The sequence below is a fragment of the Amycolatopsis anabasis genome, assembly GCF_009765355.1.
Taxonomy (GTDB): Bacteria; Actinomycetota; Actinomycetes; order Mycobacteriales; family Pseudonocardiaceae; genus Amycolatopsis; species Amycolatopsis anabasis.
Window position 1 is genome coordinate 17,432 of the sequence record NZ_VTHK01000013.1, and the last position, 25,587, is coordinate 43,018.

Annotated in this window: 27 protein-coding genes; 4 read left to right on the forward strand and 23 right to left on the reverse strand. The window is 71.9% G+C overall.

Annotation, left to right across the window (positions count from 1 at the left end; all coding sequences use genetic code 11):
* Positions 1-95: 95 nt before the first annotated feature.
* The 11 genes from FXO23_RS18470 to FXO23_RS18520 all read right to left on the reverse strand — a co-directional run bounded on the left by FXO23_RS18470 (position 96) and on the right by FXO23_RS18520 (position 10,270).
* A complete protein-coding gene (locus FXO23_RS18470) occupies positions 96-722 on the reverse strand; it encodes a histidine phosphatase family protein (protein ID WP_158886516.1) in 627 nt (208 codons plus the stop codon).
* On the reverse strand, positions 719-2,026 hold the full coding sequence (gene hemL, locus FXO23_RS18475; protein WP_158886518.1) for a glutamate-1-semialdehyde 2,1-aminomutase: 1,308 nt from the start codon (positions 2,024-2,026) through the stop codon (positions 719-721). Before hemL ends, FXO23_RS18470 begins: the two co-directional genes overlap by 4 nt.
* A 48-nt stretch (positions 2,027-2,074) precedes the next feature.
* The gene (locus tag FXO23_RS18480; RefSeq protein ID WP_158886520.1) at positions 2,075-2,467 is read right to left on the reverse strand and encodes a hypothetical protein; all 393 of its coding nucleotides are present in this window, start codon (positions 2,465-2,467) and stop codon (positions 2,075-2,077) included.
* A 13-nt stretch (positions 2,468-2,480) separates the two neighbouring features.
* Positions 2,481-2,936: a hypothetical protein gene (locus FXO23_RS18485; protein WP_246257509.1), complete on the reverse strand. Its 456-nt coding sequence runs from the start codon at positions 2,934-2,936 to the stop codon at positions 2,481-2,483.
* A complete protein-coding gene (locus FXO23_RS18490) occupies positions 2,933-3,457 on the reverse strand; it encodes a hypothetical protein (protein WP_158886522.1) in 525 nt (174 codons plus the stop codon). The genes FXO23_RS18485 and FXO23_RS18490 overlap by 4 nt, the downstream gene beginning before the upstream one ends.
* A gap of 10 nt (positions 3,458-3,467) precedes the next feature.
* Positions 3,468-4,439: a porphobilinogen synthase gene (gene hemB, locus FXO23_RS18495; protein ID WP_158886524.1), complete on the reverse strand. Its 972-nt coding sequence runs from the start codon at positions 4,437-4,439 to the stop codon at positions 3,468-3,470.
* Positions 4,440-4,570: 131 nt separating this feature from the next.
* Positions 4,571-6,103: a bifunctional uroporphyrinogen-III C-methyltransferase/uroporphyrinogen-III synthase gene (locus tag FXO23_RS18500; protein WP_158886526.1), complete on the reverse strand. Its 1,533-nt coding sequence runs from the start codon at positions 6,101-6,103 to the stop codon at positions 4,571-4,573.
* Between the two features lie 75 nt (positions 6,104-6,178).
* A complete protein-coding gene (gene hemC, locus FXO23_RS18505; protein WP_179956806.1) occupies positions 6,179-7,144 on the reverse strand; it encodes a hydroxymethylbilane synthase in 966 nt (321 codons plus the stop codon).
* Positions 7,141-8,490 (reverse strand): glutamyl-tRNA reductase, encoded by a 1,350-nt coding sequence (locus FXO23_RS18510; RefSeq protein ID WP_158886528.1) that lies wholly within the window; start codon positions 8,488-8,490, stop codon positions 7,141-7,143. Before FXO23_RS18510 ends, hemC begins: the two co-directional genes overlap by 4 nt.
* Positions 8,490-9,269, reverse strand: a complete 780-nt coding sequence (locus tag FXO23_RS18515; protein WP_158886782.1) for a redox-sensing transcriptional repressor Rex — start codon at positions 9,267-9,269, stop codon at positions 8,490-8,492. Before FXO23_RS18515 ends, FXO23_RS18510 begins: the two co-directional genes overlap by 1 nt.
* A gap of 392 nt (positions 9,270-9,661) precedes the next feature.
* Positions 9,662-10,270, reverse strand: a complete 609-nt coding sequence (locus tag FXO23_RS18520) for a fasciclin domain-containing protein (RefSeq protein WP_246257556.1) — start codon at positions 10,268-10,270, stop codon at positions 9,662-9,664.
* Here FXO23_RS18520 and FXO23_RS18525 point away from each other — a divergent pair.
* The gene (locus FXO23_RS18525) at positions 10,164-10,721 is read left to right on the forward strand and encodes a hypothetical protein (RefSeq protein WP_246257566.1); all 558 of its coding nucleotides are present in this window, start codon (positions 10,164-10,166) and stop codon (positions 10,719-10,721) included. The two genes, FXO23_RS18520 and FXO23_RS18525, sit on opposite strands and share 107 nt — an antisense overlap.
* Positions 10,722-10,725: 4 nt before the next feature.
* Here FXO23_RS18525 and FXO23_RS18530 read toward each other — a convergent pair whose 3' ends face one another.
* From FXO23_RS18530 to FXO23_RS18540, 3 genes are read right to left on the reverse strand one after another with little or no spacing between them, the layout of a single operon-like run.
* On the reverse strand, positions 10,726-12,261 hold the full coding sequence (locus FXO23_RS18530; RefSeq protein ID WP_246257512.1) for a molybdopterin-dependent oxidoreductase: 1,536 nt from the start codon (positions 12,259-12,261) through the stop codon (positions 10,726-10,728).
* 46 nt (positions 12,262-12,307) lie between these two features.
* A complete protein-coding gene (locus FXO23_RS18535; protein ID WP_158886534.1) occupies positions 12,308-12,553 on the reverse strand; it encodes a glutaredoxin family protein in 246 nt (81 codons plus the stop codon).
* A 5-nt stretch (positions 12,554-12,558) separates the two neighbouring features.
* A complete protein-coding gene (locus FXO23_RS18540) occupies positions 12,559-14,094 on the reverse strand; it encodes a long-chain-fatty-acid--CoA ligase (RefSeq protein ID WP_158886536.1) in 1,536 nt (511 codons plus the stop codon).
* A gap of 322 nt (positions 14,095-14,416) precedes the next feature.
* Between FXO23_RS18540 and FXO23_RS18545 the strand changes: the two genes are divergently transcribed.
* The 3 genes from FXO23_RS18545 (at position 14,417) to FXO23_RS18555 (ending at position 17,394) form a co-directional block, all read left to right on the forward strand.
* A complete protein-coding gene (locus FXO23_RS18545) occupies positions 14,417-15,127 on the forward strand; it encodes a sigma-70 family RNA polymerase sigma factor (protein ID WP_158886538.1) in 711 nt (236 codons plus the stop codon).
* A gap of 144 nt (positions 15,128-15,271) precedes the next feature.
* Positions 15,272-16,378, forward strand: coding sequence for a DUF5667 domain-containing protein (locus tag FXO23_RS18550; protein ID WP_246257561.1), 1,107 nt, complete (start codon positions 15,272-15,274; stop codon positions 16,376-16,378).
* 62 nt (positions 16,379-16,440) lie between these two features.
* A complete protein-coding gene (locus FXO23_RS18555) occupies positions 16,441-17,394 on the forward strand; it encodes an HAD family hydrolase (protein WP_425484875.1) in 954 nt (317 codons plus the stop codon).
* Between the two features lie 27 nt (positions 17,395-17,421).
* Here the strand turns inward: FXO23_RS18555 and FXO23_RS18560 are convergent, their stop codons facing one another.
* The 9 genes from FXO23_RS18560 to FXO23_RS18600 form a co-directional block, all read right to left on the reverse strand.
* Positions 17,422-18,489, reverse strand: coding sequence for a lysophospholipid acyltransferase family protein (locus FXO23_RS18560; protein ID WP_158886541.1), 1,068 nt, complete (start codon positions 18,487-18,489; stop codon positions 17,422-17,424).
* Positions 18,486-19,538: an NAD-dependent epimerase/dehydratase family protein gene (locus FXO23_RS18565; protein ID WP_158886543.1), complete on the reverse strand. Its 1,053-nt coding sequence runs from the start codon at positions 19,536-19,538 to the stop codon at positions 18,486-18,488. Before FXO23_RS18565 ends, FXO23_RS18560 begins: the two co-directional genes overlap by 4 nt.
* A 261-nt stretch (positions 19,539-19,799) precedes the next feature.
* Positions 19,800-19,901, reverse strand: a complete 102-nt coding sequence (locus FXO23_RS18570) for a 30S ribosomal protein bS22 (protein WP_017986394.1) — start codon at positions 19,899-19,901, stop codon at positions 19,800-19,802.
* Positions 19,902-20,022: 121 nt separating this feature from the next.
* Positions 20,023-20,238 carry a helix-turn-helix domain-containing protein gene (locus FXO23_RS18575; RefSeq protein ID WP_158886545.1) on the reverse strand — a complete coding sequence of 72 codons (216 nt, stop codon included), beginning with the start codon at positions 20,236-20,238 and terminating at the stop codon, positions 20,023-20,025.
* A 255-nt stretch (positions 20,239-20,493) separates the two neighbouring features.
* Positions 20,494-21,306 (reverse strand): pyrroline-5-carboxylate reductase, encoded by an 813-nt coding sequence (gene proC, locus FXO23_RS18580; RefSeq protein WP_158886547.1) that lies wholly within the window; start codon positions 21,304-21,306, stop codon positions 20,494-20,496.
* A gap of 31 nt (positions 21,307-21,337) precedes the next feature.
* Entirely contained in the window at positions 21,338-22,159 is an 822-nt protein-coding gene (locus FXO23_RS18585; protein ID WP_158886549.1) for a thioesterase family protein, read from the reverse strand.
* A complete protein-coding gene (locus FXO23_RS18590; protein WP_158886551.1) occupies positions 22,156-23,082 on the reverse strand; it encodes a proline dehydrogenase family protein in 927 nt (308 codons plus the stop codon). The genes FXO23_RS18585 and FXO23_RS18590 overlap by 4 nt, the downstream gene beginning before the upstream one ends.
* A gap of 80 nt (positions 23,083-23,162) precedes the next feature.
* A complete protein-coding gene (locus FXO23_RS18595; RefSeq protein WP_158886553.1) occupies positions 23,163-23,960 on the reverse strand; it encodes a sugar phosphate isomerase/epimerase family protein in 798 nt (265 codons plus the stop codon).
* Positions 23,961-23,972: 12 nt separating this feature from the next.
* Positions 23,973-25,586, reverse strand: coding sequence for a hypothetical protein (locus tag FXO23_RS18600; protein ID WP_246257515.1), 1,614 nt, complete (start codon positions 25,584-25,586; stop codon positions 23,973-23,975).
* Position 25,587: the final 1 nt, after the last annotated feature.

A 25,587-nucleotide genomic window follows, 5' to 3' on the forward strand; every position in this document is an offset into this window, starting at 1 on the left:
CCGGTACTCGCTTGCAGCAAGGGACCTTCGCTCACGTTTTTCCGGAGTAAAGGTCCCTCGCTCCGGTTGAACCGGAGTAAAGGTCCCTTGCTCCCTCATGCGCCGGTCACCGTGGGGTCGGTCGCGCCCGCCGGTTCGCTGTACACGATGTCGACGAGTTCCTCGTCCGCGAAGATCAGGCTGGTCAGCGAGGCCAGCGAGCACTGCCGCCGCCGCGGGTCGTGCCACAGCCGCCGCCCCTCCAGGAACCGGCGCAGCGTCCAGATCGGCAGCTGGTGCGAAACGCACAGCGCCTCGTGCCCGTCGGCCGCGGCCCGCGCCCGGTACACCGCGCCGAGCATCCGGTGCGCGATCTCCAGGTACGGCTCGCCCCAGGACGGCCGGATCGGGTTGCGCAGCTTCGGCCACGCCTTCGGCTGCCGCAGCGCGCCGTCGCCGACGGCCACCCGCTGCCCTTCGAAATCGTTCGCCGCCTCGATCAGCCGCTCGTCGGTGGCCACGTCCAGGCGGTGCGCCGCCGCGATCGGCCCCGCGGTCTCCTGCGCGCGCTGCAGCGGCGAGGCCACCACATGCGTGATGTCGTGCCCGGCCACCGCTTCGGCGACGGTCAGCGCCTGCCGCCTGCCCCGCTCGGACAGGCCGAATCCCGGCAGCCGCCCGTAGAGGATCTTGTCCGGGTTGTGCACCTCGCCGTGCCGCAGCAGGTGGACGATCGTCTTCATGCGGGCCGCTCCGCGGCGGCGGCCGCGCGGGCCGCGGCGGGCAGCGCGGCCTCGATGATCTCGAACGCGGCGTCGTCCATCGCCGCGTTGACGAACCACGCCTCGAAGGCGCTCGGCGGCGGGTACACCCCGCGTTCCAGCAGCGCGTGGAAGAACGCCGGGAACCGCCAAGTCTCCGCGCCGCTCGCGTCGTGGTAGTTCCGCACCGGCGACGCGGTGAAGAACACGCTCACCAGGTTCCCCGCGTACGCCACGGTGTGCGCGACGCCCGCCGCGTCCAGCGCCTCGCCGAACAGCGCGCCGAGCCGCTGCGAGTTCGCGTCCAGCGCGCGGTACACACTCTCGTCCGCGGCTCGCAACGTGGCCAGCCCGGCGGCCACCGCGACCGGGTTCCCGGACAGCGTGCCCGCCTGGTACACCGGCCCGCCCGGGGCCAGCCGCGCCATCACGTCCGACCGCCCGCCGAACGCCGCGGCGGGCAGCCCGCCGGACATCACCTTGCCGAAGGTGTACAGGTCGCCGGGCACCCGCTCCAGGCCGAACCACCCCGACCGGGAGACCCGGAACCCGGTCATCACCTCGTCCATGATCAGCAGCGCGCCGTGGGCGTGCGCGATCTCCCGCAGGGTCGCGTTGAAGTCCTCGTCCGGCGCGACCGCGCCCATGTTCCCGGCCGCCGCCTCGGTGATGATCGCCGCGATCGAATCCGGGTTGTCCGCGAAGGACTGACGGACCGCCGCGCGGTCGTTGTACGGCAGGACGATCGTGTCCGCGGCCTGCGCGCCGGTCACCCCGGGCGAGGTCGGCAGCCCCAGGGTGGCCACCCCGGAGCCCGCCTGCGCGAGCAGCGCGTCCACGTGCCCGTGGTAGCACCCGGCGAACTTGATGATCTTGCTCCGCCCGGTGAAGCCGCGGGCCAGCCGGATGGCGCTCATCGTCGCCTCGGTGCCGGAATTCACCAGCCGCACCTGGTCGACGGGCTCCACCCGCTCGATGATCTCCTCGGCCAGCTCGACCTCCCCGGTGGTCGGCGTGCCGAAGGACAACCCGGAGGTCGCCGCCTCCCGGGCCGCGGACACCACGGCCGGGTGCGCGTGACCGAGAATCATCGGCCCCCACGAGGAGACCAGGTCGACATAGCGATTTTCGTCGGCGTCCCAGAGGTAGGCGCCCTCACCCCGGACCATGAACCGCGGGGTGCCGCCGACCGAGTTGAACGCCCGGACCGGGGAGTTCACCCCACCGGGTGTCGCCGCGCGAGCCCGTTCGAACCATGCCTTGGACTGATCGACCCGTTGCGTCACGAGTCCCAGTCTCGCAAAGCCGTCCCGGACGGCTGCGAGCCGCCTGGATCAGGCGAAGTCGGGGCCGTACGTATCGGCGATGTTCGCCGACTTGTTCGGCTTGCCCCGGTGCTTGCGGTGCCGGGCGCGGACCGCGAGCAGGAGCTGCCGGACCGCGTCCACCACGAGCACCGCGGCCAGCGCGCCGAACCCGATCGCCGCGGCGATCCACGAGCCGGACAGGCGGGTCGAGGTCAGCACGGTCCCGTCGGTCAGCCGCAGGGAGACCGTGCTGATCGCGGCGGACCAGCTCGGGAACGCGGCCCAGACGGCGAGCGCCGCCACCACCAGCTCACCGGCCGCGACGAGCGCGCGCCACGGCCGGTGCAGCCGGGGCGGCGCCCCGGACTCGGGTTCTTCCGGCGGCCATTCGATGGCCTGCTCGGTGGCTTGCTCGGTCACGACGCAGAGCTTCTCACGACTCGAGCACACCCCGCAGCGCGGTGCGCAACGCCTCGCCGTCCTTGGCCCAGGCGAGCACGACCGTGCCGTCGTCGAGTTTGATCGGCACCTCGTCGAACTTCCGCGGCACGCTCCAGCCACCGCCGAGCACCCGCGCGCCCGCGGGCGCGCCGACGTCGGTCACCTCGGCGATCCGCCGCACCTCCAGCGGCTCCCGGCCCTGCCAGAGGGTTTCCCGGGTCAGCCGGACCGAGAGGAACCGCTTGCGCGCGTACACCCAGGGCGCGGTCATCGCGGCCAGCCCCAGCCCGACCAGCACCCAGGCGATCGTGTGCAGCGGCCCGCCGGTCGCCAGTTCGGCGAGGAATCCGAGCAGCGCGAACAGCGGCCCCCACAGCAGCGCGGTCCACGCGGCGCCGCGCTCGCGGTACCGCAGGTCCGCTTCGGACGGCTGGGGCGGCTCGGTCACGACGGGAGCTTGCGGCCGACTTTGGGGAAGTAGTCGCTGACGCTGGGCAGGAACATCAGCACCAGCGCGACCACGGCCAGCAGCATCGCCAGCAGCGTCACCAGGCTGAAGAACAGCATGGCCTGGAAGATCACCGTGATCACGGTGAGCACGAACAGCACCGTGCGCGCGGACCGGGTCCCTTCGCGCGCCTTGTAGGCGAAGAGCGCGAACAGCAGGGCGAACACCACCGCGCCGACGAACAGCACCCAGAGCAGCGCGGTCGTCCCGGAGGCGATCTGCTCGGGGCTGATCCGCGGGTCCTTGTTCGCCTTGACCAGCTCGTCGATGAAGCCCTGCTTGCCGATCAGGATGACCGCGAAGCCGATGATCGACACCACGCCCGAGGCCAGCCACAGCCCGAACGAGATGTTCACCGGTTTCGGCGGGTCGACCGAGGGCCGCTGCTCGCCCGGAACGCTCGGCGCGGGCGGCAACCCCCGGGCGCGACGCTGGTCGTCCGATTCGTCTGGTGCGGTCACCCGGCGGAGCCTAGTCGAGCCAGGCGGCCGCCTCTACCGCCCAGTACGTGAGGATCATGTCGGCGCCGGCGCGCCGGATCGAGGTGAGCACCTCCAGCACCGTGCGCTCGCGCTCGATCCAGCCGTTGGCCGCGGCCGCCTCGACCATCGCGTACTCGCCGGAGATGTTGTACGCCGCGACCGGAACCGTCGAGTTCTCCGCGGCCGCGCGCACGATGTCCAAATAGGACAACGCGGGCTTGATCATGATCGCGTCGGCGCCCTCGGAGATGTCCAGTTCGATCTCCCGCAACGCTTCCCGCGCGTTGCCGGGATCCTGCTGGTAGGTCTTGCGGTCGCCCTTGAGCTGCGAGTCGACGGCCTCCCGGAAGGGGCCGTAGAACGCGCTCGCGTACTTGGCGGAGTAGGCGAGGATGCCGGTCTCGGTGTACCCGTTCTGGTCGAGCGCGGACCGGATCACGCCGACCTGGCCGTCCATCATCCCGCTCGGCCCGAGCAGGTGCGCCCCGGCCTCGGCCTGCGCGAGCGCCATGTCGGCGTAGCGGCGCAGGGTGGCGTCGTTGTCGACGCCGCCGTTCTCGTCCAGCACACCGCAGTGGCCGTGGTCGGTGAACTCGTCGAGGCAGGTGTCGGCCATCAGCACGGTGTCGTCACCGAGTTCGGCGCGCAGATCCCGCAACGCGACGTTCAGGATGCCGTTCTCGTCGGTCGCGCCGGAGCCCTCGGCGTCGTGGTGGCGCGGGATGCCGAAGATCATCAGCCCGCCGACGCCCGCGCGGACCGCCTCGACCGCGGCCTTGCGCAGCGAATCGCGGGTGTGCTGGACGACACCGGGCATGCTGGCGATCGGCCGGGGCGCGTCGGCGGCCTCGGCGACGAACATGGGCAGGATCAGTTGCCGCGGCCGGAGCGTGGTTTCACTGACCAGGCGGCGCAGCGCCGCGGTGCCGCGCAACCGGCGGGGACGATGCTCAGGGAACACCTTTCCGACGGTACTCCCCGGCAACCTTTTCTCCCCTATGCGCCCTCCCCGACTGAGAGGTTCCCCAATGTCATGAGGGGACCCCTCCAGACGAAATTTGTCCGGAGGGGTCCCCTCATGGAAGTCGCCGGTTACGAGCGGCGGGCTCGTTTGGCTTTGCGCGGGGGCGGGAGGGCGCCTTCGGCGCGGAGCCGGGCGGCGTGCTCGGCGAGGGCGTCCACCAGGTTCGGGACGTCCGCCTTCTCCGGCTGGACGTCCACCCGCAGGCCGAACTCCACCGCGGTTTCCGCGGTCTTCGGGCCGATGCAGGCCACCAGGGTCCGGGTGTGCGGTTTGCCCGCGATACCGACCAGGTTCCGCACGGTCGAGGACGAGGTGAAGCACACCGCGTCGAAACCGCCGGTCTTGATCATCTCGCGGGTCTCGGCGGGCGGCGGGGCGGCCCGGACGGTCCGGTAGGCGGTCACGTCGTCGACCTCCCAGCCGCGTTCGACGAGACCGGCGGAAAGCGTCTCGGTGGCGATGTCGGCGCGCGGCAGCAGCACGCGGTTCACCGGGTCGAGGACGTCGTCGTACGGCGGGAACTCCGCGAGCAGGCCCTCGCTGGACTGCTGACCGGTCGGCACCAGCTCCGGGATGATCCCGAACGAGCGGACCTTCGCCGCGGTGGATTCGCCGACGCAGGCGATCTTCACCCCGGAGAACGCGCGGGCGTCGAGGCCGAACTCCTCGAACTTCTCCCAGACCGCGCGCACGGCGTTGGTGGAGGTGAAGACGATCCACTGGTAGCGGCCGTCGACCAGGCCCTTGACCGAACGCTCCATCTGGGCCGGGCTGCGCGGCGGTTCGACGGAGATGGTGGGGACCTCGTGCGAGGTGGCGCCGTGGCCGCGCAGGCGCTCGGCCATCTCGCCCGCCTGCTCCTTGGTCCGCGGGACGAGCACCTTCCAGCCGTAGAGGGCGCGCGATTCCCACCAGGACAGCTTCGACCGGGCGCCGGCCGCCGGGCCCACGGTCACCACGAGCGGGCCGACCAGTTCCCCGGCGTCCTGCGCGAGCGAGGCGAGCGTGCTGTCCACGGTGCGCTGGGTGTTGATGGTGCCGTTGCAGGTCACCGCGACCGTGGTGGTCCCCGCCAGGCCCTTCTCCATCAGCGCGGACGCGGCCTCGGCGAGGTGGCTGGAGGTCGCGTGCAGCACCAGCGGCCCCGGGGTCGCGGCGAGCGCGCCCCAGTCGACCTCGCCGCGCACGTCGGCCTCGGTGTGCGTGCCGCCGAGCGCGACCCCGGCGTAGGCGGGCACCGCGGCGCCGGGCGAAACCCCGGGCACGACGTCGAACACGGCGCTGGTGCGCGCGACGGCCTGCACCTCGGCGACCACCGCGGGCTGGGTCAGCGGGTCGCCCGCGACCAGCCGGAGCACCAGGCGACCGGCCTTGGCCTCGGTGGTCAGGTCCTTGGCGACCTCGGCCGGCTCGCCGACGGCGGGCCGCACCTCGGCTTCGGCGGTGGCGAAGGTGAGCACGCTCGCGGGCACGTCCGGGTCGGTCACCACGACCTCGGCCTTGGCGAGCAGTTCCTGGGCACGGACGGTCAGCAACCCGGCGTCACCGGGGCCCGAGCCCACGAAGGCGACGCGCCCAGTGGTCTTGCGCGCGGGGGTCATTGTTGCGTTTCTCCTCATTCGATCGGCCGCTGTTCGGCCCTACTTCACCGCTGCTGAAGCTTCGGCGCGGCTACGTCAACGCGGATTGCGCCCGGGGCCGGACAGCGCACCGGCGCCGAGGTCGAGCAGTTCGGCGGCCAGGGCCCGGCCGAGCTGCTCTGGTTCGTTCTTGTCGGCCACGGCCGAGGCCCGCAGCATCACGGGAGTGTCCTCGGTTTCGGCGTCGAATCCGGCGGCGGCGGTCCCGCGCAGCGAGATCCGTTCGGAGATCGCGCCGTCGCTGTCCAGGTCCTCCACCACCTCGGCGAGGGCGCCGACGGGCGCGCTGCAACCGGCTTCGAGCGCGGCCAGCAGGGCGCGCTCCGCGGTCACCGCGACCCGGGTCACTTCATCGTCCACAGTGGACTGAAGTAGGTGTTCGATGTCCACGTCGTCGACGCGGCATTCCACCGCCAGCGCGCCCTGTGCGGGCGCGGGCAGCATCTGGATCGGATCCAGCGACTCGGTGATCTCCCCGGCGCGGCCGATCCGCTCCAGCCCGGCCCGGGCCAGCACGACCGCGTCCAGCTCGCCGTCGGCGACCTTGCGCATCCGGGTGTCGATGTTGCCGCGGATCGGCACCACCTCGAACCCCAGCCCGAGCGCGCGCAACTGGGCGATGCGCCGGGGCGAACCGGTGCCGATGCGGGAACCGGGCGGCAGTTCGCCGAGGGTGAGCCCGTCCCGCGCGATCAGGGCGTCGCGCGGATCGGCGCGCGGCGGTACGGCGGCCAGCACGAGGCCGGGCTCGGGCGCGGTGGGCAGGTCCTTGTAGGAGTGCACCGCGACGTCGATCTGCTTCTCGGCCAGGGCCTCGCGCAGCGCGGAGGTGAACACGCCGACGCCGATCTGGGCGATCGGCGCGCCGGACCGGTCGCCGGGGGTGGAGACCTCGACGATCTCCACCTGCTGGCCCACTCGCTTCAGCGCGTCGGCGATGGTGCCGGTCTGCGCGAGGGCCAGCTTGCTACCCCTGGTCCCGATCCTGATGGTCCGTGTCACTTGCCTTCACCGTCTGCTTTGGACTGTCCATTGCGGACATCGAGTTGATCGTGTTTCGAACCGGCGGCCGACGGGCTGGCCACCGCGGCGGGAGCCTGCGGGTCGAGCCCGAACAGCTCGCGCAGCGCACCGGCGTAGTCGGTGTCCGCGGTTTCGGCGGCGAGCTGCTTGACCCGCACGGTCGGCGCGTGCAGCAGCTTGTCCACCACCCGGCGCACGGTGCGGCCGAGTTCCTCGCGCACGGAGTCGTCCAGCTCGGGCAGCCGGTTGTCCAGCCGCAGCAGCTCGGCGTCGACGACCTCGGCGGCCCGTTTGCGCAGGGCCGTCACGGTCGGCGTGACCTCCGCGCTGCGCTGCCCGGCGAGGTAGTCGCGCACCTCGGCGGAGACGATCTCCTTGGCCAGCGCGGTGTGCGGCTGGGCCGCGGCCGCGTCCATCCGGTGCCGCACGGTCTCCAGGTCGACCACCCGGACGTCGGCGAGTTCGGTGACGCCGGGGTCGACGTCCCGCGGCAGCCCGAGGTCGCAGATGACCAGCGGCCGACCGGCGCGCGGGCGCAGGTGCCCGCTGTGCAGCACGACGTCCTGGGCGCCGGTGCAGCAGATCACCACGTCGGCGTCCGCGATCGGCTCCGCGAGCTCGGCCATCGCGGCGGCCCGGGCGGGCACGCCCTGTTCGGCGATCGACGCGGCGAGCCGCTCGGCGTTGGCCAGGGTCCGGTTGACCACTGTGATCCGGCCGATGTCCGCCTTGCGCAGCTGGGAAGCGCTCAGCGCGCCCATCGATCCGGCGCCCACGACCACGGCGTGCTTGCCGGTCAGGTCGTCCGCCTCGGCGAGCGCCTCGGACACCACGGACGCGCCGAGCGCGCCGAGGCCGGTCTCGGTGTGCACGCGCTTGCCGACGCGCAGCGTCGTCTGGACCAGTTCGTGCAGCGTGCGGCCGACGGTCCCGGCCTCGCGCGCGACCGCGTACGCGGACCGGACCTGGCCGAGGATCTGGCTCTCGCCGACGACCATCGAGTCGAGCCCGGCGGCGACCGAGAACACGTGCTCGACCGCGGCGCCCGCGTAGTGCACGTAGAGGTTGTCGTAGAGCGCGGCCGGTTCCAGCCCGGCCTGCCGCGCCAGCACCTCGGTGACGTCGGCGAGGCCGCCGTGGAAGGTCTCCACGACCGCGTAGACCTCGATGCGGTTGCACGTCGACAGCGCCATCACTTCGCTGATGTGCCGGGTCTGCTGCAGCTCGTGCAGGACCTTGCCGAGTTCACCGGCGGGAATCGCGGCCCGCTCGAGCGTGGTCAGTTCCGCCGTGCGATGAGACAGCCCGATCGCCAGAATGCTCATTACCGCACCCCCAGTCCATTGCCCAGGCCGAGTTTACCGGCGCCGGGCCGCGAGCCGTTCTCCTTCGGATTGCCGTCCGCACGACGGGCCACGTGGAAGGAGAGGATCTGCAACTCCACCGCCAGGTCGACCTTGCGCACCTCGACGTGGTCGGGCACCTGGAGCACGACCGGCGCGAAGTTCAGGATGCACTGCACACCGCCCGCGACCAGCCGGTCGCACACCGACTGGGCCGCGGTCGGCGGGGTCGCGATGACGCCGATGGAGATCTCGCGTTCGGCGCAGACCGCGGGGATGTCGTCGATGTGCGAGACCGGCAGCCCGCCGACCGGCACGCCGATCAGATCGGGGTCGGTGTCGAACAGCGCCTCGACCGGGAACCCGCGCCCCGGGAAGCCGCCGTAGTTGGCCAGCGCGTGGCCGAGGTTACCGATGCCGACCACGGCGACCTTGTGCTTGCGAGTCAGGCCGAGCGTCCGTTCGATCTGGCCGACCAGCACCGCGACGTCGTAGCCGACGCCCCGGGTGCCGTAGGAGCCGAGGTAGGACAGGTCCTTGCGCAGCTTCGCCGAGTTGACCCCGGCCGCCGCGGAGAGCTCTTCGCTGGACACGGTGGTCGCGCCCTGCTCGGCGAGCGCGGACAGCACGCGCAGGTAGACGGCGAGCCGGGCGACCGCGGCCTCGGGGATGGACCGCGCGCGAACGGCTTCGGGCTCGGCGCCGTTCACGTCGACGGCGGGCATCTCGGCGGTCGGCGCGTTGTCCGCGTCCGGGGTCAGAATCGGTTTGCCGGCGGAGCGAGTGCGCTTGTGCGCGGCTTGGGCCCCGTTGCGCCGGCCCCGCTCTGTCTTCGCCTCACTCGCCGGCGGGGCTGCACTGCGCTCATTGCCGTGCCCGGCTGTCCGCCGGTGCCGGTCGCGCTCTGCAACCACGCTGGCTCTCCTCGTCGGTACCGCTGACACTTCACCTGAAGTAACCCTTGACCCGAGGCGCGAAGTCGGGTTCGATGCCGGGCGCCTCGCCGGGGGTACCGCTTTACGGTAGCCATTTGTGAACGCAGGCACAAAGTGACTGGTAGGGGGCATGACCAGGCACACAAAGCCAGGTCCCCGCCCCCGCGTGCGAGCGGGGCCGGGGACGGCTGCTGGTTAATTCCTTCGAGTGTCGGACGTCACTGCTTGTTGGCGCCGGGCATGAGCACCTTGCCGATCACGAACACGGTCGCGTTCCTGGTCGGGATGTTGCCGCACAGCACCGGGGCGCCGTTCACGGTGAGCTTGTCGCCGGTGCCTTCGATCTTCAGGTCCCCGCCCGCGGCGCTGTCCAGGTTCGGGACGGTCCCGGCCGCTTCCAGGCCCTTGGCGTCGTAGCGCTGGGGCGCGACGTGGTACTTCAGGATCGGGGCCAGCTTGTCCGGGGCCGCGGCCAGTTCCTTGAACTTCGCGTCGCCGAGCTCGTCGAAGGCGGGGTCGGCGGGGGCGAACACGGTGATGGCCTGCTGGCCGTTCAGGGTGTCGGCCAGCCCCGGCACCGCCTTGACCGCGGTGACCAGCTTGGTGAGCAGCGGGTTGTTGCTCGCGGCGGTGGCGACCGGATCGTCGACCATCCCGGCGACCGACCCTTCCCCCGAGGTCGGCACCTGCGAGCAGGCGGGCCCGAACACGTCCTTGGCGGTGGTCACCCCACCGCCTCCCGCGGGCGCCGGCATCGGCGCGGACTGGCTCGGCGACGGCGCGGAACTCGGCGAGCTCGCGTTGTCGGCACCGCCGCAGGCGGCCAGCGAAACGGCGGCCGCCGCCACGGCGCCGATTCCGAGAATGCGTCGGATGTTCACGGACGATCACTCCATTCGCGGTGGTTTTCCTTTTCCCACCGGGAATTCGGCGCAACGACCCCACCGGATTGCCTGCCCACGACATAATGCCGACGTGGACGGTGAAAGATGCGAAATCTGCGACATGCTGATCGGGTTGGGATGCCCCGGGCATGACCGCGCACGCACACGAACCCTTGCCGTAGAGCGAATCCTGATCTCTCCGCACAAGCTCGCGCACTTACCGGATCGCTGCAACCACCACCCCGAGACCAGCCATGAGGACGCTGGCTGGGGATGGATCACCGGCCCGGCACCCGGCCTCTGGGAACAAATCGGCCCGGAGCATCCGGTGCGGGCCACCGCGGGGAACACCGAACTCTGGGCCGACAACCGCTGTCGTGATTGCCTGACCTGACCGGTTACTTCGCGTCGAAGCGGATGGTGTGCCAGCCGGTGGCGCCGTCCGGGACCGTGCCGACCCGTTCCCCGGTCTGCGGGTAGCCGGACTTGTCGGTGGCCCGCGCGGAAACCTGGTGGCCGCCCGGGGAGACCTGGAGTTCGGCCTGCCACATCCGCCACGTGTCGTCATTGACCACAGTGGACAGTGTGGCCGGTTGCCACGGCCCGTTGTCCAGCCGTACTTCGACCTTTTCGATGCCGGTGTGCTGGGCCCAGGCGATTCCGGCCACGATCAGTTTGCCCGCGGGCACGTTCGCGAAGCCCTTCGGCGCGTCGATCCGGGACTGGGTCTTGATCGGGCCGCGTTCGCCCCAGCCGCGGTCGAGCCAGTAGGCGCGGCGGGCTTTCCACGTGGTGACTTCCAGATCGGTGACCCATTTGGTCGCGGAAACGTAACCGTAGAGCCCGGGAACGACCATCCGCGCGGGAAAACCGTGTTCCACCGGCAGCGGTTCGCCGTTCATGCCGATGGCCAGCAGCGCGCCCCGGCGGGGATCCAGCACGGCGTCGACCGGAGTGCCGCAGGTCCAGCCGTCCGCGCTGGTGGAGAAGAGCTGTTCGGCGCCGGGTTTCACCCCGGCCTCGTCGAGCAGGTCGCGCAGTTCCACGCCGAGGAAGTTCGCGGTCGAGATGTACGGGCCGCCGACCTCGTTCGACACGCAGGTCAGCGTGATGCTGCGTTCGACCAGCGGCCGGTCGCGGATATCGGCGTAGCCGAAGGTGACCTCGCGTTCGACCATGCCGTGGATGCGCAGGCGCCAGTCCTCCGCGCGCACCTGGGGCACCACGAGCGCGGTGTCGATGCGGTAGAAGTCGCGGTTCGAGGTGAGGAACGGCGGCGTGCCGAGTTTGGCGAAATCGGCGTCGGCCGGGATCGCGGGCGCGGGCCGCGCGGGAACGAGCCTGCCCACCGCGGCCCGGGAGCCCTCGGCGTCCTTGCGCGAGCCGATCAGCTGACCGGCCAGCCCGGCCACCCCCGCCCCGGCCGCGACCCCCACCGCGGTCTTCAGAAACCTGCGCCGGTCCGGCGTACTCACGGTCTGCGACCACGCGAGGCGGTGCAGCCAGGTGAACACCCCCACGCCGACGAGCAGGCTGGCCAGCGGCGCGACGATCGCGATCTGGCCGAGGTCGGGCCGGTCGTACGCGGCCAGCACGCCGACCGCGCCGAACACCGCGACCAGCACCAGCCCGGGCAGGTGGCTCCGGCGGGACAGCAGCCCGGCGAGCACCGCCAGCCCCAGCAGCACCACGGCCATGCCGAGCAGCAGCACGACCTTGTCGTGGGTGCCGAAGGTGCTCACCGCGAAGTCCTTCAGCCAGGACGGGGTGACATCGATCGCGCTGTTGCCGACCGCGAGGTACGGCGAGGCGTTCGGCCCGACGAACCCGGCGACCAGGTGCCCCGCGGCGAGCGCGGCCAGCAGCGCCAGCACGCCGATCAGTGCGGCGGGCCGGGCGGCCAGCCGCGGGCGGGTGTCCAGTTCGGTGCTCACGTCTCCATCTTCGGAGCCATCCGCCCGTCCGGCTTGCGCGAGAGCCTTACGAGTCCCTTAAGAGGTCGCGGCGGAGGCGGTCCTCGTCGACCGTCCAGTACGAGTGCTCGTCGCCGTCGAGCAGGATCACCGGCACCCGGTCGCCGTATTCGGCCCGCCATTCCGGATCGCTGTCCACGTCTGCCGCCGACCATTCCACGCCGAGTTCCGCGGCGAGCCGCTCGATCACCCGCTCGGCCTGCTCGCAGGATCCGCAGCCCCGCCGGGTCATCACGGTTATCTGGTGCGACATGGAACCTATCCTCGCAGGCGGACGCGGCGGAGTTTGCCGGTCGCCGAATGCGGGAGCTCGTCGGCGAACTCGACGGTCCGCGGCACCTTGTACCCGGCCAGCCGGGTCGCGCAGTGCTCCACGATCTGCTGCTCGGACAGCGCCGCCCCGGTCACCGGCACCACGACCGCCTTCACCGCCTCGCCGCTGCGCTCGTCGAGCACGCCCACCACGGCGGATTCGGCCACCTCGGGCAGCTCGCCGATGACCCCCTCCACCTCGTGCGGGTAGACGTTGAACCCGTTCACGATGATCAGGTCGTTCGCCCGGTCGACCAGGTGCAGATCGCCGTCCACGTCCAGGTAGCCCACGTCCCCGGTCCGGAACCAGCCCTCGGCGTCCGGGCCGTGCGCCCCGTCCGGCCAGTAGCCGGAGAACAGGTTCGCGCCGCGCACCGAGACCAGCCCGGTGCCACCGGTCCCCTCGTCGAACGCGTCGTCCGGATCGTCCGGGTCGAGCGGCACGGGTTCGCTGTCGCCGTCCGGTTCGACCAGCCGCAGTTCCACCCCGGGCAGCGGGCGGCCGACCGAACCCGGTTTCGGGTACCCGGTGACCACGGTCGAGGTCAGCACCGGGGCCGTCTCGGTCAGCCCGTAGCCCTCGTACACGCCGAGCCCGGTCGCCTGCCGGATCGCCGCCAGCACCTTCGGGTGCAGCGGGGCCGCGCCCGAGGTCAGCATGCGCACGGTGGACAGCCCCTCGCCGAGTTCGTCGGCGGGCAGCGCGGCGAATTCGACGTACATCGCGGGCACGCCGGTGATCGCGGTGATCCGGTGCTCCGCGCAGGCGGCCAGCGCGGAGCGGGCGTCGAACCGCGGGGCGAGCACCACGGTCGCGCCGACCGCGGTCGCCAGCAGCAGGCCCGGCCCGAGCCCGTACACGTGGAACAGCGGAATGGCGATCAGCACCCGGTCGGTGCGTTCCAGCACGGCCGGGGTGACCGCGCGGAGCTGGTTGAGGTTGGCCAGCAGGGCGCGGTGGGACAGCATCACGCCGCGCGGGCGGCCGGTGGTGCCCGAGGTGTAGGACAGCACGGCGATGTCCTCGCCGCCGCCGCTCGGCGCGAACTTCGCGCCCGGTTCCCGACCGGGTGCCAGCACTCGGACGCTCTCCGGCAAGTCGTCAGAGCCCGCGCCGACGATCAGCCGCGCGCCGCTGTGCTCGAGCAGGGACCGCAGTTCGGCCGGGGGCCCCTGCGGGGACAGCGGCACCGCGATCGCGCCCGCCCGCACTACCGCGAAAAGGGTAATCACGAAATCCGCCGAGGTCGGCAGCCGCAGCACCACCCGGTCGCCCGGCGCCACGCCCTCGGCCACCAACCGGCGCGCCTGGCCGTCGGCCGCGGCGTCGAGTTCGGCCCAGGTGAACCGCGCCCCGGATTCGGTGTCGATCACCGCGACCGAGTCCGGCCGGCGGCCCGCGGCGGCGGAGAGCAGGTCAGCGATGCTTTCCCCGGCGACCTCGTCACCCACGGCATTTGCGACGTTGCTCTCGGCGGTCAACCCCGACCCCTCTCTGCGTCCACATCGTCACACCCGGTGTGCGCTCCCGAGCTTTTCGAAGCGTTCTCAGTTTGTCATCTCCATCCCCCGTCATGGGGAGAACCGGGAGTCGTCGTAAATCCGCAACCAGAAGACCACTACCTACTTCGCGGTAGCAACACGTATGCTGCTCAGCGTCCCTGCGTGGTGTTGATCACGAGGGGACGGGAAAGGGTGTCGCTGTGAGGAACTGGCTGACTGCTCACGAGGCGGTTTTCGAGGTCCGGGATGCCCACCTGCACGTCGGCACTGGGGACCCCCGGGGCTCTGGAGGTACGACACGATGAGCCTGCACGTCGCCACCGCCGGTGGCCTGCCCGCGCTCGCCGGGCCGGGCGTCCGTCGCCCGGACGCGAGGACCGCCGACCGGCCCCGGCAGCGGGTCGCCGAAACCGAGCCCGATGCCGCGGCCGAAGCCGCGAAGGCAGAGGCCTGGGAACTGGTCCGCGCCGCCCAGGGCGGGGACACGGCCGCCTTCGGCGCGCTCTACGACCGCTACGTCGACGTGGTGTTCCGCTATGTCCTGTTCCGGCTCGGCGACCGGGAACTGGCCGAGGACGTCACGAGCGAGACCTTCCTGCGCGCGCTGCGCCGGATCACCACGGTCAGCTACCAGGGCCGCGACGTCGGCGCCTGGTTCATCACGATCGCCCGGAACCTGGTGCTCGACCACGTGAAGTCGAGCCGCTTCCGCTTGGAGATTGTCACGGACGAAATCACCGAATCCGGCGTGCCCCCGTTCGCGGGCGGCGGCGCCCAATCCCCGGCGGGCCCCGAGCAGCAGGTGATGAGCCGCGCCACCCGGGCGGAGCTGCTGCGCTGCGTCGCGGACCTCGGCGAGGACCAGCGCGAGTGCATCGTGCTGCGCTTCCTGCAGGGCCTTTCGGTGGCCGAGACCGCGCGCATCATGAAGCGCAACGAGGGCGCGATCAAAGCCCTGCAGCACCGCGCGGTGCGCAGGTTGGCGCAACTGCTCCCGGGCGGACTGCGCTGACCGGACCAGCCCGCCGCGTCCGGTCAACCCCATTCGGTCTCCTGGGCCTCGAAGCCGTAACCGCGCGGCGCGGCCACTCGTTGCTCCTCCACGACAGGCTGTGGACGCTGTGGACAGCCGTGGAGTGGGAGCGAGACCGTGAAGATGCCCGGGTGGTCACCGCGCGAGCGCGCGGAACGTGAACGGTTCGCCCGGGCCGTCGAGGACGAGGGGTTCCCGCTCGACGACGAGGAACTCGCCCGCCAGCTGTCGGTGGTCTCCGCGTTGCGGGAGATCGCCCGGGACACCGGCCCGGACACGGCCGAACGCCTGCGGATCCGCGCCCGGATCACCGACCGGCTCGCCGCGCCGGAGGGCAAGCGCCGCCGCCCCGCGGTCGCCGCGGTCTGGGCCGGGGCGTTCACGCTCCTGGTCGCGCTCGGCGGGCTGAGCCTGCTGCTGTCCAAGGACGCGCTGCCCGGGGACGCCCTGTACGGGCTCAAACGGGCCGGGGAGTCGGCCGCGCTCGGCCTGACCTTCGACGACCAGGCCAAGGCGCTCAAGCAACTCGAATACGCCCACGGCAGGCTGGACGAGCTCGCCGAACTCGGTTCCGGCGGCGACCACGGGGCCTACACGCTCGCCCTCGACGACTTCGACCGCGACGCCCGCGCCGGCGTCGCCCGGTTGACCGCGCTCTCGGTCGGCAGCGGCGGGCAGCAGCTCGGCGACTTGCGGACCTGGGCGCAGCGGCAGGCGAGCGCACTCGCCGGTGCCCGGGCCGCCATTCCCGCCGCGGCGGACGGTGACTACCGGGAGTCGGCGGTGCTGCTCGGCCGGGTGGCGGACCGGGTGGTGGCACTGACGAACCGGCTCAACTGCTACCGGATCACCTCGGGTGAATCCGACGACCTCGGCCCGCTGCCCGCGCAGGGCGTCTGCGAGCCACCGGTCGATCCGCGGCACGACCTGCAACCCGGCGCCGAGGAACCGGCGCCGATCCCGACCCCGACCCGGGAGCCGGACCGGCCCGAACTTCCGGCGCAGCAGGTGACCTGGGCCCCGCCCGCCACGACCAGCGGGGAACCGAGCGAGAGCGCTCGGCCGACCCCGACCTCCGCGCCGACCACGAGTTCCGCGGCGCCGACCACGGTGGCCCCGCCGATCGCCGCGACCACCGGGCCCCGGCTGCCGACCATGCCGCCCCCGCCGCCCCCGCTTATTTCGGTTCCGCCCCTGATGACGGGTGTGCCGGGAGTAGGTATCGGTTAGGACAGGCGCCGGGCGCTCTCGCTACGCTGTGCTCATGGCACCTCGTTCGCTCCGACCGCGGGGTGAGCACGAGATCGGCGGAGGCGGTGTGCGTGGTCCGGTGGAGTGGCAGAAGTAAGGGTCCCGAGCTGGAACGGCTCGCCGCGCTGGCCGGCGAAGCCTCGGCCGACGCTGCCGTAGCCATGGAGACCACCACTGCCGGGGTGCTCACCGAGGACGCCGACGCACCGGTTTCCCCGCCCGCGCCGCCGGATCTCACCGCGGCCGCGTTCTTCGACGTGGACAACACCATGATGATGGGCGCGTCGATCTTCCACTTCGCCCGCGGGCTGGCCGCGCGCAAGTACTTCACCACCGCGGATCTGGCCGGTTTCGCCTGGCAGCAGGTGAAGTTCCGGGTCGGCGGCCGGGAGAGCAAGGACAGCATCAAGTCCAGCCGCGAGCAGGGACTGTCCTTTGTGGCCGGTCGCACGGTCAAGGAGATGAACGAGGTCGGCGAGCAGATCTACGACGAGCTGATGTCGGACAAGATCTGGGCCGGCACCCGGGCGCTCGCCCAGATGCACCTGGACGCGGGGCAGCGGGTCTGGCTGGTCACCGCGACGCCGGTCGAACTGGCCGCGATCATCTCGCGGCGGCTGGGCCTCACCGGCGCGCTGGGCACCGTGCTGGAGAGCGAGGACGGGGTGTACACCGGGCGGCTGGTCGGGGACATGCTGCACGGCCGCGCGAAGGCGCACGCTGTCCGCGCGCTGGCCGCCCGCGAAGGGCTGAACCTGCGCCGGTGCACGGCGTACTCCGACTCGCAGAACGACGTGCCGATGCTGTCCACGGTCGGCACCGCGGTCGCGATCAACCCGGACGCCGGGCTGCGCGAGGTCGCGCGGGCGCGGGGCTGGGAAATCCGCGACTTCCGCACCGGCCGGAAGGCCGCCAAGATCGGCGTCCCGTCGGTGCTGGGCGCCGGGGCCGTAGCGGGCGCGGTCGCCGCGGGCATCGCCTACCGCCGCCGCTGAAACCGGCATCTCGTCGCCGGGTTGCCGTCAGCCCTTGAAGATGCCGCGGCGCTGGGTGAGGCGCTGGTAGAGGGTGTGCTGGATGGATTCCCGGACCTGGTCGGTGAGGTTGAAGACCAGCATCGGGTCGTCCTTGTCCTCGGCCGAGAACTCGTCGGTGCGGATCGGCTCGCCGAACTCGATGTGCCACTTGGTCGGCAGCGGGATCGCGCCGAGCGGGCCGAGCAGCGGGAAGAACGGCGTCACCGGGAAGTACGGCAACCCGAGCAGCCGCGCCAGCGGCTTGAGGTCGCCGATCTTCGGGTAGATCTCCTCCGCGCCCACGATGGACACCGGGATGATCGGCGCCTGCGCGCGCAGTGCGGCGGCCACGAACCCGCCCCGGCCGAAGCGTTGCAGCTTGTACCGCGACGCGAACGGTTTGCCGATGCCCTTGAACCCCTCCGGCCACACGCCGACGAGTTCGCCGGTGCGCAGCAGGCGTTCGGCGTCCGGATTGCAGGCCAGCGTCTGCCCCGACTTCCGGGCGAGCGCGCCCACCAGCGGCAGCTGGAAGACCAGGTCCGCGCCCAGCCCCCGCAGGTACCGGTGCGCCGGGTGCTCGTCGTGCACGGCGACCGCGGTCATCAGCGCGTCCAGCGGCAACGTGCCGGAGTGGTTGCACACCAGCAGCGCGCCGCCGGATTCCGGCAGGTTGTGCACGCCGTGCGCGGTCACCCGGAACCACTTCTCGTACAGCACGCGCAGCGGGGGCAGCAGCAGGGTTTCGGTGAGCTCGGCGTCGAAGCCGAATTCGTCGACGGTGTAGTCGCCGGTCAGCCGGTTGCGCAGGAAGTTCAGCGCGGTGCGGACTCCCGGGGGCAGGGAAGCCAGCGTCTCCTCCGCGTCCGCGGGCTGAACCCGCTCCGCGGTGCCGGGGAAACCGATTACCGGGGCATCGGCCGTGCGTTCGGCCTCGGTCACGTCTTGTTCGGGCACGTTCACTGGATCACGCTGGGGTTTCTCCCGCCCCGGTCCGTGCAGGGGGATGACCTGCGCCGACGTGCTGGTCGTCACGATGTCCGCCTTGCCTTCCTCCCCCAGGTGTCGACTCATTGATTGCGCGCGGCCTGCCCCGTCGCCGCCGCGACCACCATCTTCCCGGCCAGTCCGGCCAGACTCCTGCCGTCGACCACCGGGCGCAGTCCCCGGCCCTGCACGTAGTCGTCGAACGCTTCCCGCGTGGTCCACCTCGGCGTGTAGCCGAAGTCCCGCTTGAGCCGGGTGGTGTCCACGACCCGGCCGAAGTTGAGCAGGCGCACCTGATCGGCCGAGAAATCGACCACCCGCGCGCCGCGCAGCACCTTGGAAACCGACGGCACCACGCCGCTCGGCACCGGCAGCTCCACCCGTCCGGCGCGGCGGATCGCCTGAGACAGGGTGAGTACCCCGTCCGAGCCGACGTTGAACACGCCCGGTTTGTCTTCCAGCGTCGCCTGTTCCAGCACGGCCAGGGCGTCCGCCGAGTGCAGGAGCTGGATGCGCGCGTCGTAGCCGAGGACGGTGGGCACCACCGGCAGCGCGAAGTACCGGGCGAGCACGGTGTCGACCTCGGGACCGATGAGGTTGGAGAACCGGGCCATGGTGACCGTGATGTCCGGCCGCCGCCGGGACAGCCCGCGGACGTACCCCTCCATCTCGACCGCGTCCTTGGCGTAGCCGCTGGACGAGGCCGGGATGAGTTCGGAGTCCTCGGTGAACACCGCCTGCGAACGCGCGCCCGCGCCGTAGACCGCGGCGGTCGATTTGACCACCAGCTTGCGCACGAGCGGGGAACGCTGGCACGCGGCGAGCAGCCGCATGGTGCCGATGACGTTGACTTCCTTGATCGCCGTCCGCCGCCCCGGGCCCGCCGGATGCGCGGTGCACGAGGCGTGCACCACGGTGTCCACCTTGGCGGTGCTGATCACCTTGGCGATCAGCGGGTTGCGGATGTCCGCGCGGACGAACTCGGCGCGGCCCAGGCGCCGGAGCACGGATTTCTGCGGCGGCGTGGTGTCCACGCCGATGACCCGCTCGAAGCGCGGGTTGTTCCCGAGCCGGGCCAGCAGTTTGCCACCGAGCTCACCGCCGACCCCGGTGACGAGCACGATGTTGGACGGCATTCGACCCCCTGCAGCGTGGGAAAGTGGGCTCGGTGCGCGAACTCGTTGCTAGCTGTAAGGATCGCGTTGACGCACCCTGGATGTTACCGCGCAAGTAGGCCCCGCGAGCGGTGTCTTACATGCTATTAACCCTGGTCACGCACTTCTCATAAAGAGTCACGCAGCTCATAGCGACTCACCCGAATGGCGGCGGCCCGCCCAGGTGTCCTGGACGGGCCGCGAACGCTTTCGGTCACCGCACGGTCGTGAACCGGCTCGGTGTCACTTGCCCTGCTTGCGGCGCTGCATCCGGGTGCGGCGCAACAGCTTGCGGTGCTTCTTCTTGGACATGCGCTTGCGGCGCTTTTTGATCACCGAGCCCACGGGTGCTCCTTACATCGGTCGTCGATCACGCTGCCCGGCGCAGCGTCCAACGGATGGAGCGCATCAGGCACGAGCGGTCTACCAGGTTACCGGTGACCGCTGCCCTGCCGGTCGCGGGCCCCTAACCGACGTCGAAATAGGCGCCCTCGAGGTAGTCGTGCACGGCCTTTTCCGGGACCCTGAACGATTTGCCGACCCGTACGGCCGGCAGCTCACCCGAATGGACCAGGCGGTAGACGGTCATCTTGGAGACACGCATCAGCGTGGCCACCTCGGCGACCGTCAGAAACTGGACCTGCCCGACCGCGGGCACGTCGTCCTTCTTGTTCGGCGGCATAGTTCACCGTGTCCTTCGACACGTGTCGCGCCGCTCGGCTTCCCCACCGGCGGTACCGACACGCACGTGCTCTGGAGAGGGTAGCGGGACTGGTGGGACTGATGCGACGCCAGCCGCGAAGATTGGCCCTTACCAGCGACGATCGCGCAGGGCACCGAGTCAAGAAAGTACCGGGAGTGACCACCCAGCGCCACTCGCCACACACGGAAAGTGCGCGCACTTTCGGGTGGCCGTGAGCTGAAGCGCGCTTTCGGGTCAGGCCTCGTCGTGGGCCTTGCCGAGTTCGACCGAGCGGTCGCGGGCGGCTTCGATCGCGGCGAGCAGGGCCGCGCGGACGCCGTGCTTCTCCAGCTCGCGGATCGCGTTGATGGTGGTCCCCGCCGGGGAGGTGACCGCCTCGCGCAGGATGACCGGGTGCTCGTCGGATTCGGCGAGCATCTTCGCCGCGCCGACCGCCGACTGGATGATCAGCTTCTCCGCCACCGCCCGCGGCAGCCCGAGCAGGATCCCCGCGTCGATCATGGCTTCGACCAGGTAGAAGAAGTACGCGGGCCCGGAACCGGACAGCGCGGTCACCGCGTCCTGCTGCGATTCGGGCACCCGCACCACCGAGCCGACGGTGCTCAGCAGCTCCTCGACCAGCGCGAGATGCGCTTCGGTGGCGTACCGGCCGGGCGAGATCGCGCTCATCGCCTCGTTGACGAGCATCGGGGTGTTCGGCATGACCCGCACCACCGGCGTGCCCTCGGGCAGGCGGCGCTCGTACAGCGCGGTCGGCAGGCCCGCGCACAGCGACACGACCAGCGAACCCGGCCCGACCAGCGGCGCGAGCTCGTCGAGCACCGGCTCGATGTCCTGCGGTTTGACCGCGACGACCAGCACGTCGGCGCGTTTGGCCGCCTCGGCGACCTCGACCCCCGCGATGCCGTACCGCTCGGCCAGCTCCGCCGCCCGCTCCGGGTGCCGCTCGGTGAACAGCAGTTCGTCCGCGTTCCGGCCGCCGTGCAGCAGGCCGGACAGCAGCGCTTCCCCGATCTTCCCGGCGCCGAGTAAGGCCACAGTGCTCATGCCGTTCACCTTGCCAAACGGCCGAGCGGGGTTACGGCGCGGGGGCCAGGGCGAGCTGGCGGGCCTGGCACACCAGCCGCCCCGCCGCGTCGATCACCACGGCGTCCGAGTCGAACCAGGACTCCTGCACCGACCGGCTCTCCACCTGCACCCGCAGCCAGCCCGGCGCCGGACGGGTGCGCAGCAGCGCGGTCAGCTGCACGGTCGGCGACCAGCCGAACCGGCCCAGGTTGAACACCACGGGCGGGTTCACGTCACTGGCCAGCAGCGCGAAGTACGGATCGGGGTGGGCGTGCTTGGGCCGCACCCACAGCCGGATCTTCGGCGCGTCCCCGGTGCGGCCCGCGAGGTAGCCCGCGGTCGCCGGATCGAGCCGCACGTCGCAGCCCTTCGCCAGGTTGAACGAGCCCTCGGCGGTGTCGCCGGACACCGGGATCGCCCCGGCGGGCGGTTCGGCGGGCATCGGCGGCAGATCGGACCAGTCGGGGCGGCGCATCGGCAGCCGCCCGGCCGTCACGCGCGCCTCGACGCAACTGCGGCCGCGCTGTTCCAGGCACACCTCGACGACCGTGGCGCGGCGGCCCACCTTGCGCAGGTTCGTGCGCAGCAGCACCGGGCCGACCGCGGGCGGGCGGAGGAACTCGGCGCTCACCACGAGCGGATCGGCCGAGGGCTCACCGCGTTCGGCGAGCATCACCAGCGCGGCCTTGGCCAGCAGCGCGAGCAGGAAGCCGCCGTGCGGATGGTTGCCGATCGCCCATTCGGGCCGCAGATCGGCGGTCAGCGTGCCGTCGCCGAGCGACCGCACGGCGCAGGCCGCGCCGAACGGCGCGGGATCGGTCGGCGCGCTCACGAACGGCTGGCCAGTGCTCGCAGGAAGAAGGCCGTGTTCGCGGGCCGCTCGGCCAGTCTCCGCATCAGGTATCCGTACCACTGCTCGCCGTAGGGCACGTACACCCGGACGGTTTCCCCGTCGGCGGCCAGTCTGCGCTGCTCGTCCGGCCGGACGCCGTAGAGCATCTGGTACTCGTAGCCGCCCGGTTCGCGGCCGTACCAGCGGACGCGCTCACCGAGGATCTCCAGCAGCCGGGGGTCGTGGGTGGCGAACATCGGGTAGCCGTCCCCGGCGAGCAGGATGTTCGCGGCGCGGAGGTAGGCCAGGTCCACCTGGTGCACGTCGGCGAAGGCGACCTCGTGCGGTGCGGCGTAGGCGCCCTTGCAGAGCCGGACCCGCGAACCCGGCCCGGCGAGCGCGGCCGCGTCGGCCTCGGTGCGGCGCAGGTAGGACTGCAGCACGGCGCCGGTCGACGGCCAGGTGCGCCGCAGCTCGCCGAGGATCCGCAGCGTCGAATCGGTGGTGGTGTGGTCCTCCATGTCCAGGGTGACCGTGGTGCCGCACTGCTCGGCGGCGGCGCAGACGCGCACCGCGTTGTCCGCGGCGAGCTTCTCGTCCAGCGCCTGCCCGACGGCCGACAGCTTCACGCTGACCTCGGCGCGCGCGGAGAGCCCTTCGGCGTGCAACTGGTCGAGCAGCGCGAGGTAGGCCTGGACCGTGCGCTCGGCCTGGGCGCGGTCCGCGGTGTGCTCGCCGAGGTAGTCGAGGGTGGCGTACCGCCCGTCCTCGGCCAGCCGCCGGACCGCGGCGACGGCGTCCGCGCTCGTCTCACCGGCGACGAAACGCTCGACCACACCCCGGGTCCCGGGGGCGGTGGCCACCGCGCGGCGGATGGTGTCGCTTCCCGCGGCGGCCAGGATCAACGAGCGGAGGGGGTTCACGGCGGAAACTTTACGTGTTCACAATTCGGAAAAGCAGCCGCCCGGCCCAGGAAGGGCGCAAAAACGATCTTGGTCGGGACTCACTGACCCAAGTGCAACCGGGCGAACAGCAACGCTTCGGCGAGATCGGCCGCCCGCTGCGCCGGGCTCCGCGCGTACCGGGTGTTGACCTCGAGCACGATCTGCCCGCCGAACCCGTTCGCGCTCAAGCCTTCCAGCAGTTCGGCGCAGGGCTGGCCGCCGCGCCCGGGCACCAGGTGCTGATCCTTCGGGATGCCGTCGCCGTCGGCGAGGTGCACGTGGACCAGGCCCTCGCCCATGCGCTCGGCCAGCGCGAGCGCGTCCATCCGCGCCGCGGCGGTGTGCGAGAGGTCCAGCGTGTAGTGCCGGTAGCCGACATCGGTCGGATCGATCGAGGGCCGGAACGCGGAAACCCGCGAATTCTTCGAGCCCCCGGGTGGCCGGACCTTGAACATGTTCTCCACCGCGACCCGGATGCCGCTGGCCTCTTCGAGCTCGGTGATCAGGTCGGCGAACCCGTCGCCGTAGCGGCGCTGCCAGCGGAACGGCGGATGCACCACCACGGTGTCCGCGCCCAGTTCGGTCGCCGCGTCGACGGTCCGCCTCAGCCGGACGAACGGATCCGGCGACCAGACCCGCTGCGTGATCAGCAACGACGGCGAATGCACGGAGAGCACCGGCATCCCGGTGCGCCGGGACCATTCGCGCAGCCGGGGCACGCTCTGGCTGACCGGATCGGCCCAGACCATCACCTCGACGCCGTCGTAGCCGAGTTCGGCGGCCAGCTCGAACCCGGAACCGGCGCGCAGCGGCCACACCGAGGCGGTGGACAGGCCGACCGGGACACGAGCGCTCACCCAGCCATTGTCCTATCGGGACAGCAGCAGGAGCGCGGCGGGCGACACGGTGACCACCAGGCCGACCAGGACCGCGAGCACGGTGGTCTGGATGTCGTCCGCGCGGCGGATCTTCCGCACGATCCAGACCAGGCCGACGATCACCACCAGCGCGCCGATCAACGCGGCGGCGGGGAGCTTGCCCCACAGCCAGTTGAAGCCGAGCCAGACGGCCGCGCCGCCGACCACGCCCCCGGCGAGCTGGCCGGCCATGGCCAGCCACTGCTTGCCCGGGGACGGTTCCGACTCCTCCTCGTCGTCGTCGAGCTCGTCGAGTTCCGCGGCCGGTTCGTCGTCGTAGTCGAACTCGTCGGCGACGTCGAGATCCTCGGCCTGGTCCTCGTCCTCGTCGTCCGCGAACGGATCGTGGAACCCGGTGGACTCGAGCTCGTCCTCGTCGATCTGGGGCCGGGCCGGGGCGTACGGCGGTGGCGCGGCGAAATGACCGGACGGGTGCCCGCCGGGGCCCGGGGGCGGTTCCTCGTCCAGCGGTTCGGGCACCGCCGGCATCACGCCGACCTCGGTGTCCTCCAGTTGCTGCTTGCGCCGCCGCTGCCGCCAGTTCGCCAGCCCGGCCGGCGGTTCGTCCGGGGTCGCGGGGGCGAACGCGGTCACCTCGGGGGCGGCCGGTTCCGGGGCCTCGTCGACCGCGGGGAACTGCTCGGTGTGTGGTTCGGCCTTGGGCTGCGGGGGCACCGCGCGGGGCCGCCGGCGCGGACGGCCGGGCGGGGCGGGTGGCGCCGGGAAGGCGCCGCTCGCCATCGGGCCCGGCTGCTCGGCGGGGGCGTCCGGTTCGGCGGCGTCGAGCCCTTCCAGGCGGGCCGCCAGCGCGCCGGGTGGCGGCGCGGGCGGTTCCGGCGCCGGGCGGGCGGTCGCGGGCGGGAGCGCTTCCCGGGTTTCCTCGACGCTCACCGCGGGCGGTGGCGGCGGCTGGCGGCGAAGGCGGCCGCGCGGCGGGCGGCCCTGATCGCCCGGTGCGTCCGGCAGCGGCAGCGCGGCCGAGTTCTGCGGGGGCCGCTTCAGCGCGGCGGAATCCTGCGGGCGTTTCAGCGCACCCGAATCCTGCGGGCGCGGGTGGGCGCCGGAGTCCTGCGGCGGCCGGGGCATCGCCGCGGAATCCTGGGGCCTCGGATGCGCCCCGGACTCCTGCGGCGGTCTGCGCAGCTGCTGGGAATCCTGCGGTCTCGGCAGCGCGGCCGAGTCCTGCGGTCTGGGATGGGCGCCCGAGTCCTGCGGCGGGCGCGGCATCGCCGCGGAATCCTGCGGCGGTCTCCGCAGTGGCTGGGAATCCTGCGGTTTGGGACGCCGGATCGGCCCGGAGTCGCGCGGCTGCGGGCGGGGCAGCGGCGCGGAGTCCTGCTGCTGCGGCGGCAGGCGGCGGGCGCCGCCGTTGCGCGGGCCGGCCGGTGGCGGGGCGCCGCCCTCGGCGGTGACCCGGTCGATGATCGCCTGCGGAGCGGTGTCGCCCATGTCCGGTGCGCGCCGGGCGCCTCCGGGGGCCGGCGCCTCGTCGTCATCGGCGGCACGCCGATGACGACGGCGACCGCCGTCCACGCTCGCGCCGTGTTGAGCGAGTAGTTCAGCCACG

Coding starts and splice junctions, on each gene's coding strand:
- FXO23_RS18565 (WP_158886543.1), bottom strand. CDS start 19,538: ATGCCGTCCAACATCGTGCTCGTCACCGGGGTCGGCGGTGAGCTCGGT.
- FXO23_RS18510 (WP_158886528.1), bottom strand. CDS start 8,490: ATGAGCATTCTGGCGATCGGGCTGTCTCATCGCACGGCGGAACTGACC.
- FXO23_RS18550 (WP_246257561.1), top strand. CDS start 15,272: ATGCCCGGGTGGTCACCGCGCGAGCGCGCGGAACGTGAACGGTTCGCC.
- FXO23_RS18535 (WP_158886534.1), bottom strand. CDS start 12,553: ATGTCGCACCAGATAACCGTGATGACCCGGCGGGGCTGCGGATCCTGC.
- FXO23_RS18560 (WP_158886541.1), bottom strand. CDS start 18,489: ATGAGTCGACACCTGGGGGAGGAAGGCAAGGCGGACATCGTGACGACC.
- FXO23_RS18500 (WP_158886526.1), bottom strand. CDS start 6,103: ATGACCCCCGCGCGCAAGACCACTGGGCGCGTCGCCTTCGTGGGCTCG.
- FXO23_RS18470 (WP_158886516.1), bottom strand. CDS start 722: ATGAAGACGATCGTCCACCTGCTGCGGCACGGCGAGGTGCACAACCCG.
- proC (WP_158886547.1), bottom strand. CDS start 21,306: ATGAGCACTGTGGCCTTACTCGGCGCCGGGAAGATCGGGGAAGCGCTG.
- FXO23_RS18575 (WP_158886545.1), bottom strand. CDS start 20,238: ATGCCGCCGAACAAGAAGGACGACGTGCCCGCGGTCGGGCAGGTCCAG.
- FXO23_RS18545 (WP_158886538.1), top strand. CDS start 14,417: ATGAGCCTGCACGTCGCCACCGCCGGTGGCCTGCCCGCGCTCGCCGGG.